The following is a 15,936-nucleotide window of genomic DNA, read 5'->3' as shown; positions in this document are numbered from 1 at the left end:
CTCCTCTTAGGCTAAGACGCGCAAGACGCCGTGGTTTGGTTCGACGATGCCGACATGTGTCGGCAAGACATCTAAGTAATTCCCTGTATTCGTGACAATTACCGGGGTAATCGTGTCATAACCGGCTTGGGCAATGGCCTCTAAATCAAATTTCACTAACACATCGCCCTCGGTCACACGCTGTCCGGCTTGGACGAACGTTTCAAAATGTTTCCCACCGAGCTGGACCGTGTCGAGCCCGACGTGAATCAATACTTCGACGCCGCTATGTGAACGGAGTCCGATGGCGTGCTTCGATTGGAAGACCGTGACAACTTCGCCATCGAATGGGGCGTAGACGACCCCTTCTGTCGGCATGATAGCAAGTCCTTTCCCCATCGCACCGCTCGAGAACACTTCATCGCGAACGGTCTCGAGGGAAACCGCTTCTCCTTTGACTGGAGCCGATACCGGGAAACCGACGTGCTCCGATACGGCCGGCGCTACTTCTGCCGTTGTCTGTTCGCCTGTCTCGACTTCTTTATGGAATGCGAACGTGAGTCCGAACGAGACGAGTGTCGCGACCGCAAGACCGATCAAGGCGCCGTAGAACGTCATATCGAGACCCGTCGCCGGAATCATGACTGGGATACTGAACACGCCGAGACCACCCATCGCGTAAGCCGCCGTGCCAAGCATACCGCCGACGACCCCGCCGGCCGCACCGCCAACCATCCCGAAGACGAACGGTTTTTTGCGCGGAAGCGTCAATCCATAAATCGCTGGCTCGGTGATGCCGAATACGCCGGCAATCGTCGATGACGTCCCGAGCCCTTTCGTCTTCGGGTCACGCGCCTTCAATGTGATGGCGAGCGTTGCCCCGACCTGACCGAACGTCGCCATGAGGACCCCGACGACGATCGTGTCCATGCCGACGACCGCCAAGTTGTTGATGATGATCGGCACGAGCCCCCAGTGGAGACCGAACATGACGAGCACTTGCCAGAACGCGCCGATGAAGGCAATAGCGACGACTGGACTGAGTTCATATAAGAACGAATAGCCACCGGCGAGTCCTTGGCTCGCGTATGTCGCGACCGGACCGATCGCGAGGAATGTGAGCGGGACGACGATCAAGAGTGCCATCATCGGTGTCGTGAAGTTACGGACCGCTTCATGCGTGTGTTTGTTAAAGAATGTCTCAATTTTCGATGACACATACGCTGCTAAGATGATTGGAATGACCGATGACGCGTAGCTCATCAAGACGACCGGTACCGTGAGGAACGTGAGCGACTCGCCCGCTCCTTGCATCGCGACGATAGCCGGGTAGACGAGCGCACCCCCGATAATCATCCCGATATACGGATTACCGCCAAACTTCTTCGCTGCCGAATGGCCGAGAATGACCGGTAGGAAGTAGAAGAGCGCGTCAGCCGCTGCGTTCAAGACAATATACGTGCCCATGTCTTGCGTGAGCAGGCCGAGGGCGACGAGAATGGCGAGCAACCCTTTCAATAGACCGCTACCGGCCATCGGACCGAGAATCGGGGTAAAAATCCCCGAAATCACATCAATCAACCGGTTAAAGACGCCCGTTTTTTCCGTATCGTCGTTCGATGACGTCTGGAATCCGCCCGCCTCGACCACGTCTTGGTAGACGTAAGGGACGTTGTTGCCGATGACGACTTGGAACTGACCGCCGCTTTGGACGACCGTGATGACACCATCATGGTTTTTTAACGCCTCGGGATTGGCTTTCTGTTCATCTTTTAATTTAAAACGTAGCCGTGTCGCACAATGGAACACGCTTTTGACGTTATCTTTCCCGCCGACGTGACGAATGATGTCCGCCGCGAGCGTTTTTGTTTGGCTCATAGTGTTCACTCCTTCAATTTGGGTAAAAAGAAAAACCTAAATGAACGCACACGGGAGGTGTCGTCATTTAGGTTTGGCCTGCATCATCAGTAACCATCCTTAGGATCGTCGTTCTTTCATTAAGTTTTCGATATGAATCATCATATACAACCGCTCATCGGTCGAGACCTCGTAATTGTACTTCGTGGCAATCAACCCTGCGATTTTCTCGACACATTCGTAAGCATCCGGATAGCGAAGCTTCACCATCTCAAACAGCGTCTCATCACCGCCGGGTTTAATCTTCTCCCCGGAGGCGAGCCGTTGGACGAAGTATTTCAAGTGGGTCAAAAACCGTGAGTAGGCGTACGACTCTTCGTCCAAATCAATTTGAAAGTGGTACGTGATGATGGTGAGAATCGCTTGCGTGGCGCGTGTCATCTCGGTGACGAGATGTAAGTTCTCACCTTTGGCACCCGACATCGTCGCGTTGACGAGATGGAGGGCGATCGCGACCGCCTCGTCCTCGTCTAACTTGACGTCATGCCGTTCGTTAATCAGGGCGACCGCTTCTTTCCCGATCGCGAACTCGGGTCCATAAAACCGCTTCACTTCCCAAACGAGCGGGTTACGGATGATGATTCCATCTCGATATCGGCTGAGAGCGAAATGGATGTGGTCGGCGAGGGTCACGTAAAGCGAGTCATGGACCGGCTTCTCGAGTCGCGTCTCCGCGAGCTTGACGATTTCTTTGACCGTATCCATCTCGGTAGCTGGCATCTCATTCAAAAAATGGACGAACCGTTCATGGCTTTCTTTACTCTCGAGCGTAAAGACTTTTTCAATCCGCGTTTGATCGATCGCATCGCCTGGACGCTTTTGGAACGCGATTCCCCGTCCCATGACGACTTGTTCTTGACCGTTCGCTTGAATGGCCACGACGTTATTGTTGAACACTTTTGAAATTTGCATGGAATCAATTCACCTCCGCTCAAGTTCGATTGAAAAGAAAAAAACCTAAATTCACACCGGTCCCCACATCTGGATGATCGGCATCAATTTAGGTTTTGCCTGCTTGACCAGTAACAATCCCAAAGTGGATTTTCTTCTTCTCGCTACTAGCATACCCCCTTGAAATCTTGACGTCAACATAAAAATAAAACGCTTACACCGTGACCGTTTTTCATTCGAATAGGATGCGTTGCATCCGTTCCGGTGCCGCTAGAAAGTCGCGCATGACACGAACGTGTTCGAGTTCATCGAACGTCGTCGGACGGAGTCCCGTCTCGACTTGGAGGATGTCGGCGTCCGGATACGACATGAGGATCGGCGAATGGGTCGCAATGATGAATTGACTTCCCGATTGCACGAGTTCATGCATGCGTGCGAGCATCGTCAACTGCCGCATCGGCGACAAGGCGGCCTCGGGCTCGTCCAATATATAGAGCCCGCCATCACGGAATCGATGGAGCATGAGCGACAAAAACGCTTCCCCGTGCGACTGCTCATGGAGCGATCGACCGCCGTAGGACGCATAAAACCGTTCCGGGTCGGGCGACGTTCGCGCGATCTCATCCACATAGCTCGACAGTTGATATGCCGTCTCGGCCCGGAGGAAAAATCCGTCTTTCGGCCGGTACGCGCCCCGAATCGGACGAAGCGCTTCGAACAGCGGGCTATGTGTCGACTCGGTCTCAAAACGGAACGTCGTCGCGCCCCCTTCCGGATTGAATCCAGCGGCGATAGCCATCCCTTCGACCAACGTCGATTTCCCGCTCCCATTCTCACCAACCAAGAACGTGACCGGCTTCGTCAGCGTCAATTCATCAAATCCATCAAAAATCGGTAGCGAGAACGGGTAACCTGGCTTTTCAATCCGATCTCGCTCTAAGCGGACACCCCGCAAAAATAAGTTTAGTCCCATTCGATCCAAAACAACGCCCCCTCTCCCTCTCTCGATTCGACTCCGTAAACGAGTCCTTGAGCCTCGAGCAACAGCTTGTTGATGGCCAGACCAAGTCCGTGACCGTTCGAACGGTCCCCTTTCACATACATATCCCAGATGTTGGCGCGCATCGTCTCGGCAATACCCGGCCCTTCGTCTTCGATTTCAAGCCGTCGCTCGGAGAGCCTGATCGTGATCACACCTCCTAGTGGACTGGCGTGATACGCGTTCTGAAGAAAGTTCGACAGTACACGCTCCATCGCCAATCGGTCCGCCTGGACGACCGCGTCCTCGACGAGTTCAAGTGTGACCGTCACTTCCTTATGACGGAACCATTCATCCATCCGCGAGACAGTCTCTTTGATCAATGCATCCAAACGAACGGACTCGAGCGAAAGTGTCACGTTGCCCACGGATAGTTTGGAGTATTCGAGCATCTGACTGACGAGCCGATCGATCCGATCGACTTCCTCGGTTAAACTGCGACCCGTCGCCGCCACATCTTCTTGTTTGACGACACCGAGTTCAAGCATTTCGGCCTCGTTCCGGACGATGGCAAGCGGGGTCCGGACATCGTGCGTAACCCCTGAGATGAATGTATTTTGCATCCGTTCTTTCTCTTCGAGTGATGTGTTCATCTGACGGACCGCTTCCGTCAAATCTCCAATCTCGTCGTCGGTGACAGACGGTAGTGTGATGTCATGCCGGCCCGACATGATGGCTGTGGTCGCCTGCTTCAACTCGACGAGCGGGGACGTCAAACGCCGCCCCATCCAATACGTCACACCGACGGCGACGATGAGCGCGAGCAAGAACCCGCTCCCGAGAATGACGTAGATTTGACGAAACTGCGGATTCGACAGCGGGACGGGTGCGTACGTCACGATTTGTACATCCCCTTCTTCCCGAAGGAACGTCAATAACCGCGCCCCGTTCACACTGACCTCATCTCGTTCGGAAAGTAAGTCTGGATCGAGGACTGGCGACATATGTCGACGCATCCTGCCCCCACGATCCAGATTGACCGCCTCCCCGTCTTGAAACACGAGAACATCGAGTTGACCCGGTATGCCGCGTCCATCCACAAGCGCCTCATACACGATGTCCGCTTCACGCTCGAGTTGGTCATAGCTCTCCGTCTCCGCGAAACGCCCAATCAGGAGTGATGTCAGACCAAATGTGAGCACCGCCATGACGACGAGAGGGAGAATCGCGGTCCAGAGCAACTTCTTCATCAACCGGCTCATCGGACTTCCTCCAATCGATAACCGACGCGATGCACCGTCTTCAAGTACCGCTTCATCGTCGGCAATTTGTCACGCAACTGTTTGACGTGCGTGTCGACCGTGCGCGTGTCCCCGGCGAACGTATAATCCCACACCTCGTCGAGTAGGCGGTTGCGATCGAGCGCTTCTCCGCTATGTTTCAAGAAGAAGAGGAGCAACTCGTATTCTTTATTGGTCATCCGAATCGCTTGGCCGTGATCGGTCACCGTACGGGATCGTGCGTCCACCATCATGTCGCCGAACGAGATCTCGTCCGTCTGTTTGACGAGACGCTTCAGGCGAATTTCGAGTTCCTTTAACACGATCGGTTTGACCAAATAATCGTCGGCCCCGAGCTCGAGGCCGAACACACGGTCATCCGCCTCTCCTCGTGCCGTCGCCAAGATGATGGCCGGCCGCGGCTTGAGCGTCTTCAGTTTTGGAATGAGCGTCCATCCTTCCCCGTCCGGCAGACGAACGTCGAGCAGGACCGCATCGAACGGTTGCTCGAGCTGCTGCTTCGCTTCGGCGAGTGTACCGGCCACACTGACATGAAACCCCGCGTACGTTAAAAAGCGGGCAAGCCCGTCCGCTAATTTCGGTTCATCTTCGACTACGAGTACGTTCATCTTTATCGCCTCCAACCCCATTATATCGCATCGCGAAACGAACCCATCATTTCCCAAAGACAATTTGCAGAAACCTTGCAACTCCCTCACAACTTTTGAACGTCCACGTCCTACACTTGAAGTAGTAAAGGAGGAGATTAATATGAAAACATCTAAATTAGCCATCGCCCTGGCCGGCCTACTTGCCGTCTCAGGAACCGGCGTCTATGCCGCCACGAACGATACGACAACAACCGACGGAACGGAAACGACGACCCAATGCGAACGCGGAGAACGCGGCGAGCGGGGCATGTTCGGTGACCGGGCAGCCGGGCAGGTCGCTTTGCTCGAGGCGCTCGGTTTGACCGAAGCCGAAGTGGAAGCAGCGCGAGAAGAAGGACAATCGCTTCCTGAACTCGCGGAAGAAACAGGAATCACCATCGAACAGTTCATCGAGGCGATCATCACTTCTCATGAAGCGAAACTTGAGGCAGCCATCGAATCCGGTGACTTGACGCAAGATGAGGCCGACGCGATTCTTGCCGACCACGAAGAACGTTTTGCTGACATCACGAGTTACGACGACTTAGGCGACATGCGCGGCTTTGGCGGTGGACGTCACGGAGGCGGGCATGGCCCTCATCACGGTGGTCAATTCGGTGGCCCGAACCAAGATGAGGACACACCTGCGGCCGATGATAACGTAGACAATCAGAGCACCAATTCACTGTAAGCAAAAAGGCAACCGCGAGGGTTGCCTTTTCATATGGCCAATAGCAGTAAAGCGTATCCGATGAGCCCGACAGCAAACGCACGAAAGCTGCTGTCTCGCTCTTCTGGCAGCTCTTCTTTCATGACGTTCAAAATAATCCCCCCAGCCAAGAACGCGACAATCATCGATAGCGTCACTTCATGGAGCGCTGAAAATGCTCCGACGCCCCACCCGGCAAGCACGGCCAACGACAACCACAATCGGCCTCGCCTGTCGTACGACTCCTGATGGTGATGCCTCAGACCCTGGTCGACCGTAATGAAATGAATCCCTAATGCGACAAAGTAGAGTGTCATTGCCCATGCCGTATCGAACTCGCTCTCCGCGAGCACGTAGCCGATGCTGAAGTTGTAGACGATGAACAACGCCATGTGAATCCAAAAAACGCTGCCGTTGCCACGCCGTTGCATTTGCGTGGCCAATCGTTCCAGCCCATAAAACACGGCCAATCCGAGCATGCTGACGACGAGGATGTGATTCTCGATTGAAGCGAATAGGCCGCTCTCGAGATGCCCTTCAAGTTCTTGTTGATATTCATTCAGCTCAGGCAAGAGATGGAGAAACACATAGGCGACGGCGACACCGCCGGCGAGCGACAAAAACCGGCTCCGCGGTGTCTCGCGCACATGGATCAATTGTCCAGAGAAATAATGAATCAAAGCAAATCCGACGGCAAACAACAAACTTAACCAAAACATCCAGTCACCTCCGACACGTTACTCGAAAGCCGAACTGTACGTGATGACTCCCGGTCCTTGTTTCTTACCCGAGTGCCGGGCTGGATACACTCATTCACCTCGTTCGGCCCGTTGACGCGCTCGAATCTCTTTTTCGACGCGACGGAGCGCTTTTTTCGAACCGCGGGCAAAGTCATGGGCTTCTTTCCGGTCCCGGTAATCGATGAATAACGTTTCCAGGTCATAACCAGCTGGATACAAGTCGAGCGCTTTCGCCTCGCGTCGAACTCGGCGGAGCGGTTGCTCACTGAAGACACCGTCGACATAGACGGTGACTTGGCGCAACGATTCGTCCATCGCATAGACAAGACCGACTTGATTCGTCTCGAGCAGGCGGACCCGGTCACCCTTCACTAGCATTTGGTCAGGTTCGACGACAGGGCGGACGACTTCTTGTGTCAGTCGCGTCGCATCAAGGAGCGACTGGTCGTATGTCTTGTCGTGCATATAGCGGGCCGCCTGCTTCAAAATCGATTCGGGCAATTTCATTTTCCGGGCAATGAATAAGGCGTTGCTGTCGCCGGACTGCCCAATCAACAGCCGATACTTCGGTTCGAGCGTTTCCGGGTCGAACTGCATGGCCGCGTTCATGAAGTCCGGATGCGTCTCGGAGTACGCTTTGATCTCGCCGTAATGGGTCGAGGCGACGACGAGACAGCCGCGCTTATATGCCTCTTCCAAAATCGCGATGGCGAGGGCCGCTCCCTCGTTCGGCTCGGTCCCGCTTCCAATCTCATCGAATAATAGTAACGACCGTTTCCCGGCCTTCTGTATGATGCTTGCCACGTTATGCATATGGGCCGAGAACGTGCTGAGCGCCGACCCCATATCCTGGTTGTCCCCGATATCGACGAACACGTCGTCAAACGTCGAGATGTCCGTGTCCGGATGCGCTGGAATATGAAGTCCGCTCATCGTCATCAAACTGAGCAGACCGATTGTCTTCAAGACGACCGTCTTCCCGCCGGCGTTCGGTCCGGTGATAATCAGACCTCGATACGTGTCCCCGAGCGAGAAGTCGAGTGGGACCGCCCGTTCAAGGAGCGGATGACGGACTTGTTTCAAACGGATTTTTCCGACCCCGTTCACACGCGGAGCGATGCCGTCAATCGTTTGACTATACTTCCCTTTCGCGAATACCATGTCGTATTGGGCGATGACGTCGAGTGTCGTCTCGATTGTCGGCAACGCTTCTGCCACCATGCCGGTGAGCGTCGCAAGCACTTGATAGATTTCGACCGCTTCTTTCGTCCGTTTGACGACGAGTTCCGCGTTCAGCTTCACGACCGCTTCCGGTTCGATGAAGACCGTCGTCCCCCGGCTCGATGTGTCGACGATTGTCCCGGCGACTTTGTGTTTATACGACGCTTTGATTGGAATCGTGAATCGGTCTTGCTTCTTCGTCACAAAACCGTCTTGAATCGCTTCCCGGTTCGCAGCGCTCTTCAAGAACTTGCTCAACCGCTCCTCAATTCGTCCTTCGAGAATGTCGATTTGTTTGCGGACCCGTTTCAATTCTTTAGACGCCTCGTCGACGACACGTCCCCCGCGAATCGCTTGGGTGATGTCTTCCTCGATGCTTCGCCACTCGCTCATCTCGCCCGCGTAAAGCGACAAGAGCGGTGCAAAGAATGCCTGCTCGGCCATGAACCGTTTCAGCTTCCGGGCACCCCGGAAAAATTCGGCGACGGCTTCGAGTTCGCTTGCCTCGAGCTGGATGCCCCGGCTGATTTTACCGATGAGTGGTTCCATATCGGATACCCCGATAAAGGGGACGTGTGACGTCGCGTCGAGAATCGCGCGTGCTTCCGATGTCTCTTGGAGCCGTTTTTTCACCGTTTGCAAATGGCTCGTCGGACGCTGGTTTCGTAACAAGTTGCGTCCGAATCCGCTGATGCAGTATCGTTCGACGTGCTGAATCAAGTCGTTATATTGTAGTTTGTCTAAAGTTTGTTCATTCATGATGGAGTCTCCTTATTTTGTGATGGAGATACCGCGCAAACAAAAAGCGTCGGCCGATGACGACCAACGCAAAAAGACAGACCGGTGTCTGGCAGTTTATGAAGGGCGGTATCTGTAACAGAACATGAAGGCATGACAAAGAGACGCGTCATCCAACATTTTTCAGTTCGTTAGGCAGATACAACCTCACTCATTAACATGCAACACCTTTCCCATTCAGTTTCGCCCTAACTATACAACAGATTTTCGAAGAAGTAAAATTTCTAGAGAGCGCTTTCAAATTAGGTCTTGATATCTATACATCGGCGTGCTATCTTAAGGGTGACGAAACGAATAACGATCACATGTGACTGATTCGATCAGGCATGGAGTAAGACGAAAGGCTCACGCCACCTGTCTATACTCCATGCCTGTTTTTTTTTTCACAATCATTTTTCAAGCGAAAGGATGAATCGAACATGTTATTGAATAAGTGGATGAAGAGACATACACTGACACTTTACGCACCCATGGAAGGAGACATCATTCCACTTGAGGAAGTGACCGACCCCGTCTTCAGCGAGAAGATGATGGGCGACGGGATTGCTATCATGCCGACGGACGGAACGGTCGTCGCACCGGTAGATGGAACCATCATCCAAGTCGCACCGACGAAGCACGCGATCGATATCCGTTCGGGAGACGGAGCTGAAATTTTGATTCATGTCGGACTCGATACGGTCGAACTCGCGGGTAGCCCATTCAACGTCCACGTCAAAGTCGGTGACACGGTCACGACCGGACAGCCACTGTTGACGGCCGACTTGGAACAAATCCAGCGAGCCGGTAAAGACACGGTCACTCCGATGGTCATCACAAACGGGAGCACGTTAGAGCACCCGTATTCGTTCCATGCAGGAGGCCCATCGCTTCCCGGGAAAACCGTCGTCGCTCAAGCGGAACAATGACTCCTCGTTAGGAGGACACATGTTAAAAATTAAAAAGATTTTAAACAACAACGCGGTCATCGTCTCAGACGAGGGCGAAGAGAAGATCGCCATCGGACCAGGCGTCGCGTTCAAGAAGGCTCGCAACGATATCGTCAATCCGCATAAGGTGGAAAAGCTGTTCGTCATGTCGGAGAACGACAAGTTTCAACAACTGCTGACACGGATTCCAATTGAGCACTTCACGATTTCAGAAGAAATCATTTCGCATGCGGAAAAACGGCTCGAGACGACGTTCAACGAACACATCCATATCGTGCTCACCGATCATATCTCGTTTGCCATCGAGCGCGAGCAAGAAGGAATCTCGCTTCGCAACAAGCTGTTGAACGAGATTAAGATTTTATATCGCAACGAATACGAAATCGGACTATGGGCGCTTCACCTCATCGAGGACAAACTCGGCGTGAAGATGCCGAAAGATGAGGCGGCCTTCATCGCGCTGCACATCCATACATTAAAAGTGAAGGGAGGTGATTTACGCAAGACGGTCAAACAGACGACAATCGTACGTGACATGATTCAATCGATTTCGAGACGGCTCGATCTATCTATAGAAGAAGATGACTTATCCTATCAACGCTTATTAACTCATTTACGATTCGTCATGGATCGGGTCAACCATTACGATCACCATACGATCGACGAAGATATGCTTCTCATGATTCAAACGAAGTTCACGTCGGCCTATGCATGTGCGTCTGACGTCGCAAACGAAATGGAAGACTTATACGGCATCGTCTTGCCCGAATCAGAGCTTGGTTACATCACGCTCCACATTCAACGCCTGCAAGATCAACACCATCAAAAAGGAGGACATTTACAATGATGAACTTTTTACAACGTCTCGGACGTTCCCTCATGTTGCCGGTTGCCGTACTTCCTGCAGCTGCCATTCTCATGGGGATCGGTTACTGGATCGACCCGGTCGGCTGGGGTTCTGAAAACATCGCCGCCGCATTCTTGATCAAAGCCGGTTCAGCGATCATCGATAACATTCCAATTCTCTTCGCAGTCGGGGTCGCCCTCGGGATGGCGAAAAACCGTGACGGCTCAGCCGCTCTAAGCGGACTTGTCGCCTTCCTCACGGTCACGACACTCTTGTCTTCGGCAACGGTCGCCTTGTTCCAAGGTGTCGACGTCGAAGCCGTCAACCCAGCGTTCGGTAAGATTGCCAACGCGTTCGTCGGTATCTTGTCAGGTATCGTCGCCGCTCAAATGTACAACCGCTTCAGTCATGTGAAGCTACCAGACGCGCTCGCCTTCTTTAGTGGGAAGCGTCTCGTGCCAATCATGACGGCATTCTCGATGATCCTCGTCTCGGTCGCCCTTTACTTCGTCTGGCCGGTCGTGTACACAGGACTCGTCGGATTTGGGGAAACGATCTCTAAAATGGGTGCAATCGGGGCAGGCCTTTACGGCTTCTTCAACCGTCTGTTAATCCCAACTGGTCTTCACCACGCCTTGAACTCGGTATTCTGGTTCGATGTGGCCGGCATTAACGATATCGGTAACTTCTGGTCAGGTGAAGGTGTGAAAGGGATTACTGGACGCTATCAAGCCGGGTTCTTCCCGATTATGATGTTCGGTCTTCCGGCAGCAGCCCTCGCCATGTACCATACAGCGAAAACAAAACGTAAAAAACAAGCGGCCTCGCTCCTTCTCGCCGCAGCGTTCGCATCGTTCTTCACAGGTGTCACGGAACCGCTCGAATTCTCGTTCATGTTCCTCGCACCAGTTCTCTACCTCGTCCACGCGGTCTTGACAGGGGTTTCCCTCTTCATCGCAGCGACGTTCCAATGGACGGCCGGATTCGGCTTCAGCGCCGGTCTTGTCGACTTTGTCCTCAGCTCACGGTTACCGCTCGCGAACCAGCCGTACATGTTGCTCGTTCAAGGTCTCGTCTTCGGTGCCATCTACTACGTCATCTTCCGCTTCATGATCGTCAAGCTCAACTTGGCCACACCTGGCCGTGAATCAGACGAAGCGGTTGACGCGGTCGCAACGGAAACGACTCCTGAAGGCGAAACGAAGACGGCTCCAGTCGCTGCCGGCGGTCAATATTCAGCGATGGCAGCGATGATTTACGATGGTCTCGGTGGCGATCAAAACGTCACAGGCATCGAGTCATGCGTCACACGTCTCCGCGTCGATGTGAAAGACATGGATACGGTCGACCAAGCGCAAATCAAGAAAGCGGGCATCCCTGGTATCAAGGTTGTCAGCCCGAACCATATTCAAGTCATCGTCGGAACGAACGTCCAATTCGTCCTCGAAGAGATTGAAAAACTCCGGAGCCATCGCGCCGGGTAACTGACGAAAGCCACCTCGCGAGGTGGCTTTTTACTGCCTTTGCTCATATGTTAAGTTCAGCTCTTCTTTTTGACTGACATCAACATCAGCGAAACCGTGACTGAGTAAATCAATAAGAAGATGACAATGCCTAACTCAAGTGCCGACTCAAACATGAAGCCCCCTCCAATCCGTCCTCTTTTTCACTATCATTCCCATTCACTATCGATACAAATTGAATTGGCGGAATAAGCCGACTCTATTCACGCATAAAGGCCCACTTCCTAAAAAAGAGGGCCTTCATCATGCACTACATGCTTCGCAGTCTGGCAATCCGTTCAGCCGGGTTCGGGTGCGTCGAGAACAGACCGCTCAGCTTTTTCTTAAGCGGGTCTGAAAAGTAGAGCGACGCCGAGGCGCGAGAGGCTTCCTTCACCGGTGTTTGGATATTCGCGATTTTCTCTAGCGCCGATGCGAGGGCATCCGGATTACGTGTCAATTCGGCCCCGCTCGCGTCCGCCAAAAACTCACGATTTCGCGAGATGGCCAAGTTGACGAGCGTGGCGATGAGCGGTGCGAGAACCAACAACACGAGCCCGACAATCATAAAAATCGGGTTTTGGTTGTTGTCGCGGCGGCCGCCAACACTCCGGAAGAACAGCATCCGCGACCCGATATCGCTCATGATGGCGATGACCGAGACAAGGGCGAGCGTCACTGTCGCCAGTCGTACATCGTAATTTTTGATATGGGCGACTTCATGGGCGATGACACCCTCGACTTCTTCTCGCGTCAACTGGTCGAGCAGTCCAGTTGTCACGGCGACGGCTGCCTTTTCTGGTTTCAGCCCGGTCGCGAATGCGTTCGGGGACGCATCGTTAATGATGAAGATGCGCGGCATCGGGACGCGCGCAACCATCGCCATGTTCTCGACAGTGTGCCAGAGAAACCGATGCTGGTCGACCGATGTGATCTCTTGGGCATGGTTCATCTTCATGACAATGTTCGTGCTCGACATGATGACGATGCCGATATAAAACAGCGAGAACACCGGAGTGAAGATGAGGCCTGGGAGCGGGTCGCCATAATTCAAATACGAGATGACCACCCCGACTCCTAAGACGAGCAGGACAAATCCGGCCACGATGAACACGGTCTTGATTTTATTTTTACGAATCTGTTCATATAAAATCATCGTCGCCACTCCAATCCATTAGAATGAGACACGCACGTTTTCACGTTCTTCTTCACGCGCTTCGAGCATGTCGCGTTTTTCGAAGTTGTGAACGGAGGCGATGATGTTCGTCGGGACCGATTCGACTTTCGTGTTATATTTCATGACCGTATTGTTATACAACTGTCGTGAGTAGGCGACTTTATTTTCGGTCTGCGTCAGTTCTTCCTGGAGCATCTTAAAATTCTCGTTCGCTTTCAAATCTGGGTATGCCTCCCGGAGTGCGAACAAATTCTTCAATGCGCCGCTCAATTGATCGTTCACTTCCATCTGTTCTTGACGGCTCGTCTTCGAACCGAGTTGATTCCGTAACTCAACAACTTTTGCGAGCGTCTCTTGCTCATGCTTGGCATAGCCCTTCACCGTTTCGACCAAGTTCGGAATCAAATCGTAACGCCGTTTCAACTGTACATCAATCTGTGCCCACGCCTCGTCGACCCAGTTTCGATATTTGACAAGTCCGTTGTACATCGAGAAATATACGAACGCCAAGACAACGATAATCCCAATTGCGATAATCCAACCCATTTCGGCACCTCATTTCATGATTTTCTCCTGTATTAATTCCCTTTTGTCGTATACCATAATCATAACTTAGGGAATATGTAGAAAATGATTCATATATGCTGTGGGTTCTCTCACGAATTCATACAAAGGAGTGTCATTATGTCCGTTCCTACCATCGTTGTTGCCGTGAAAGCGGTGATTGTGCAAGACGACCACATGCTCATCATCAAACGAGCTGATGATGACGAGGTCAATCCCGGCACGTGGGAACTCGTCGGAGGTAAACTCGACTTTGGCGAGTCGCTCGAACGCGCTCTTGAACGGGAAGTGTTCGAAGAGGCCGGTTTGCATGTGGCGGTCCAGCAATTGTTGTACGCCACGACGTTTTTGACCGCCCCGGATCGTCAAGTCGTCATCATGACGTATTTAGCTCACCCGGTCGCGACGACCGTCACCCTCTCCGAGGAGCACAGTGATGCCAGATGGGTGACGGCTGACGAAGCGCAAACCTTATTACATCGTCCGATTCTCGACGATTTGAATTCACACGACGTATGGACCTTGCTTCAACCAAAAATGATCAACGGACAGGAGTGTAAATCATGCTTGTGACTGACCTCGATTCACGCTTGACGGAGCTATACGACGAGATGGTGACGCTCCGCCGCCACTTCCATCAACATCCCGAACTTTCATTCGAAGAACGAGAGACACCTCGGACGATTGCAGCTTATTTGCGCGACCTCGGCCTCGATGTGCGCGAACATGTTGGTGGCAACGGTGTTGTCGCACGCATTCATGGCGGCGAAGGCCCGACCATCGCGTTTCGGGCCGACTTTGACGCCTTGCCGATTCAAGATTTAAAGGACGTCCCGTACCGCTCGAAAGTGAATGGCTCGATGCACGCTTGCGGTCATGATGCGCATACAGCGACGTTGCTCGTCCTTGCGAAAGCACTCACGGAAATCGACCTTCCGGGAGATGTCGTCCTCATTCACCAGTTCGCAGAAGAACTCGCGCCAGGTGGAGCCAAACCGATGATCGAAGATGGATGTCTTGACGGTGTCGATTATATTTACGGCTCTCATATTTGGACCCCGCTTCCATACGGGACGATTGGTGTGAAGACGGGACCGATCATGGCCGCGGCTGATCGCTTCGAACTGACCGTCAAAGGCAAAGGTGGTCACGGGGCCATCCCGCAACACACGGTCGATGCCGTCATGGTCGGAACGAATATCGTCAGCCAGTTGCAACAAGTCATCAGTCGTCGCATCGACCCGCTCGAACCGGCCGTCTTAACTGTCGGCACGTTCGTTGCCGGTCAGGCATTCAACGTCATCGCCGATGAAGCGAAGCTGTCTGGCACGGTACGGACGTTCACACCGGAGACGCAAACACGCATTATCGCCGAGATGGAGCGGACTATCACCCATATCTGTTCGGCGAGCGAAGCGCACTACGAGCTCGACTATATCCGGGGCTACCCCGCCGTGATCAACCATCCTATCGAGACCGATCACGTCCGTCGCAGCGCCGCTCGCGTCGTTGGCACCGATGGCGTCATCGAAATGTCCCCGCTCATGGTCGGAGAAGATTTTGCCTATTATATGCAACACGTACCGGGCAGCTTCTTCTTCACCGGAGCCGGTAACCCGGAAGTCGGTGCCGTCTTCCCTCATCATCATCCCCGCTTCGATGTGGACGAACGGGCGATGCTTCATACCGCCCGCGTCCTCATGCAGGCGGCATTCGAGACATGGAACGCGCCTAAAAAAGAAGACTGACGCCG

The 15,936-nt window shown here is 53.3% G+C and carries 15 protein-coding genes; 6 read left to right on the top strand and 9 right to left on the bottom strand.

Annotation, left to right across the window (positions count from 1 at the left end):
- Window positions 1–6: 6 nt before the first annotated feature.
- The 5 genes from KNP06_RS06450 to KNP06_RS06430 form a co-directional block, all read right to left on the bottom strand.
- Window positions 7–1,857, bottom strand: a complete 1,851-nt coding sequence (locus KNP06_RS06450) for a beta-glucoside-specific PTS transporter subunit IIABC (protein ID WP_214710732.1) — start codon at window positions 1,855–1,857, stop codon at window positions 7–9.
- 99 nt (window positions 1,858–1,956) lie between these two features.
- The gene (gene licT, locus KNP06_RS06445; protein WP_214710733.1) at window positions 1,957–2,808 is read right to left on the bottom strand and encodes a BglG family transcription antiterminator LicT; all 852 of its coding nucleotides are present in this window, start codon (window positions 2,806–2,808) and stop codon (window positions 1,957–1,959) included.
- Between the two features lie 211 nt (window positions 2,809–3,019).
- Window positions 3,020–3,760, bottom strand: a complete 741-nt coding sequence (locus KNP06_RS06440; RefSeq protein WP_084592953.1) for an AAA family ATPase — start codon at window positions 3,758–3,760, stop codon at window positions 3,020–3,022.
- The gene (locus KNP06_RS06435) at window positions 3,751–5,028 is read right to left on the bottom strand and encodes a sensor histidine kinase (protein WP_214710734.1); all 1,278 of its coding nucleotides are present in this window, start codon (window positions 5,026–5,028) and stop codon (window positions 3,751–3,753) included. The genes KNP06_RS06440 and KNP06_RS06435 overlap by 10 nt, the downstream gene beginning before the upstream one ends.
- Complete coding sequence (locus KNP06_RS06430) at window positions 5,025–5,675, bottom strand: response regulator transcription factor (protein ID WP_214710735.1); 651 nt, start codon at window positions 5,673–5,675, stop codon at window positions 5,025–5,027. The genes KNP06_RS06435 and KNP06_RS06430 overlap by 4 nt, the downstream gene beginning before the upstream one ends.
- A gap of 142 nt (window positions 5,676–5,817) precedes the next feature.
- Here KNP06_RS06430 and KNP06_RS06425 point away from each other — a divergent pair, with 142 nt between their 5' ends.
- A complete protein-coding gene (locus KNP06_RS06425) occupies window positions 5,818–6,387 on the top strand; it encodes a hypothetical protein (protein ID WP_214710736.1) in 570 nt (189 codons plus the stop codon).
- Between the two features lie 29 nt (window positions 6,388–6,416).
- On the opposite strand, the gene KNP06_RS06420 is transcribed toward KNP06_RS06425, so the two are convergent.
- Window positions 6,417–7,124, bottom strand: a complete 708-nt coding sequence (locus tag KNP06_RS06420; RefSeq protein ID WP_214710737.1) for a hypothetical protein — start codon at window positions 7,122–7,124, stop codon at window positions 6,417–6,419.
- A 90-nt stretch (window positions 7,125–7,214) separates the two neighbouring features.
- Complete coding sequence (locus KNP06_RS06415) at window positions 7,215–9,125, bottom strand: endonuclease MutS2 (RefSeq protein WP_214710738.1); 1,911 nt, start codon at window positions 9,123–9,125, stop codon at window positions 7,215–7,217.
- Window positions 9,126–9,583: 458 nt separating this feature from the next.
- On the opposite strand from KNP06_RS06415, the gene KNP06_RS06410 reads away from it, so the two are divergent.
- Genes KNP06_RS06410 through nagE form a run of 3 tightly spaced genes read left to right on the top strand, consistent with a single transcriptional unit; the run spans window position 9,584 to window position 12,424 of the window.
- Window positions 9,584–10,072 (top strand): PTS sugar transporter subunit IIA, encoded by a 489-nt coding sequence (locus KNP06_RS06410; protein WP_251129621.1) that lies wholly within the window; start codon window positions 9,584–9,586, stop codon window positions 10,070–10,072.
- 19 nt (window positions 10,073–10,091) lie between these two features.
- Window positions 10,092–10,940 (top strand): PRD domain-containing protein, encoded by an 849-nt coding sequence (locus KNP06_RS06405; protein ID WP_214710739.1) that lies wholly within the window; start codon window positions 10,092–10,094, stop codon window positions 10,938–10,940.
- Entirely contained in the window at window positions 10,937–12,424 is a 1,488-nt protein-coding gene (gene nagE / locus KNP06_RS06400; protein ID WP_114164981.1) for an N-acetylglucosamine-specific PTS transporter subunit IIBC, read from the top strand. Before KNP06_RS06405 ends, nagE begins: the two co-directional genes overlap by 4 nt.
- Window positions 12,425–12,713: 289 nt before the next feature.
- Here nagE and htpX read toward each other — a convergent pair whose 3' ends face one another.
- A complete protein-coding gene (gene htpX, locus KNP06_RS06395) occupies window positions 12,714–13,595 on the bottom strand; it encodes a zinc metalloprotease HtpX (protein ID WP_308162246.1) in 882 nt (293 codons plus the stop codon).
- Window positions 13,596–13,616: 21 nt separating this feature from the next.
- Window positions 13,617–14,165, bottom strand: a complete 549-nt coding sequence (locus KNP06_RS06390) for a LemA family protein (protein WP_021067978.1) — start codon at window positions 14,163–14,165, stop codon at window positions 13,617–13,619.
- Between the two features lie 138 nt (window positions 14,166–14,303).
- On the opposite strand from KNP06_RS06390, the gene KNP06_RS06385 reads away from it, so the two are divergent.
- Both KNP06_RS06385 and KNP06_RS06380 read left to right on the top strand, forming a co-directional pair.
- Window positions 14,304–14,756: an NUDIX hydrolase gene (locus KNP06_RS06385; RefSeq protein WP_214710741.1), complete on the top strand. Its 453-nt coding sequence runs from the start codon at window positions 14,304–14,306 to the stop codon at window positions 14,754–14,756.
- Window positions 14,747–15,931 carry a M20 metallopeptidase family protein gene (locus tag KNP06_RS06380; RefSeq protein ID WP_052090255.1) on the top strand — a complete coding sequence of 395 codons (1,185 nt, stop codon included), beginning with the start codon at window positions 14,747–14,749 and terminating at the stop codon, window positions 15,929–15,931. The genes KNP06_RS06385 and KNP06_RS06380 overlap by 10 nt, the downstream gene beginning before the upstream one ends.
- Window positions 15,932–15,936: the final 5 nt, after the last annotated feature.

Source organism: Exiguobacterium sp. s21 (genome assembly GCF_018617975.1).
Classification (GTDB): Bacteria; Bacillota; Bacilli; order Exiguobacteriales; family Exiguobacteriaceae; genus Exiguobacterium; species Exiguobacterium mexicanum_A.
The sequence above is the reverse complement of the archived record's forward strand: the minus strand, read 5'-3'. Positions and strand labels throughout refer to the sequence as shown.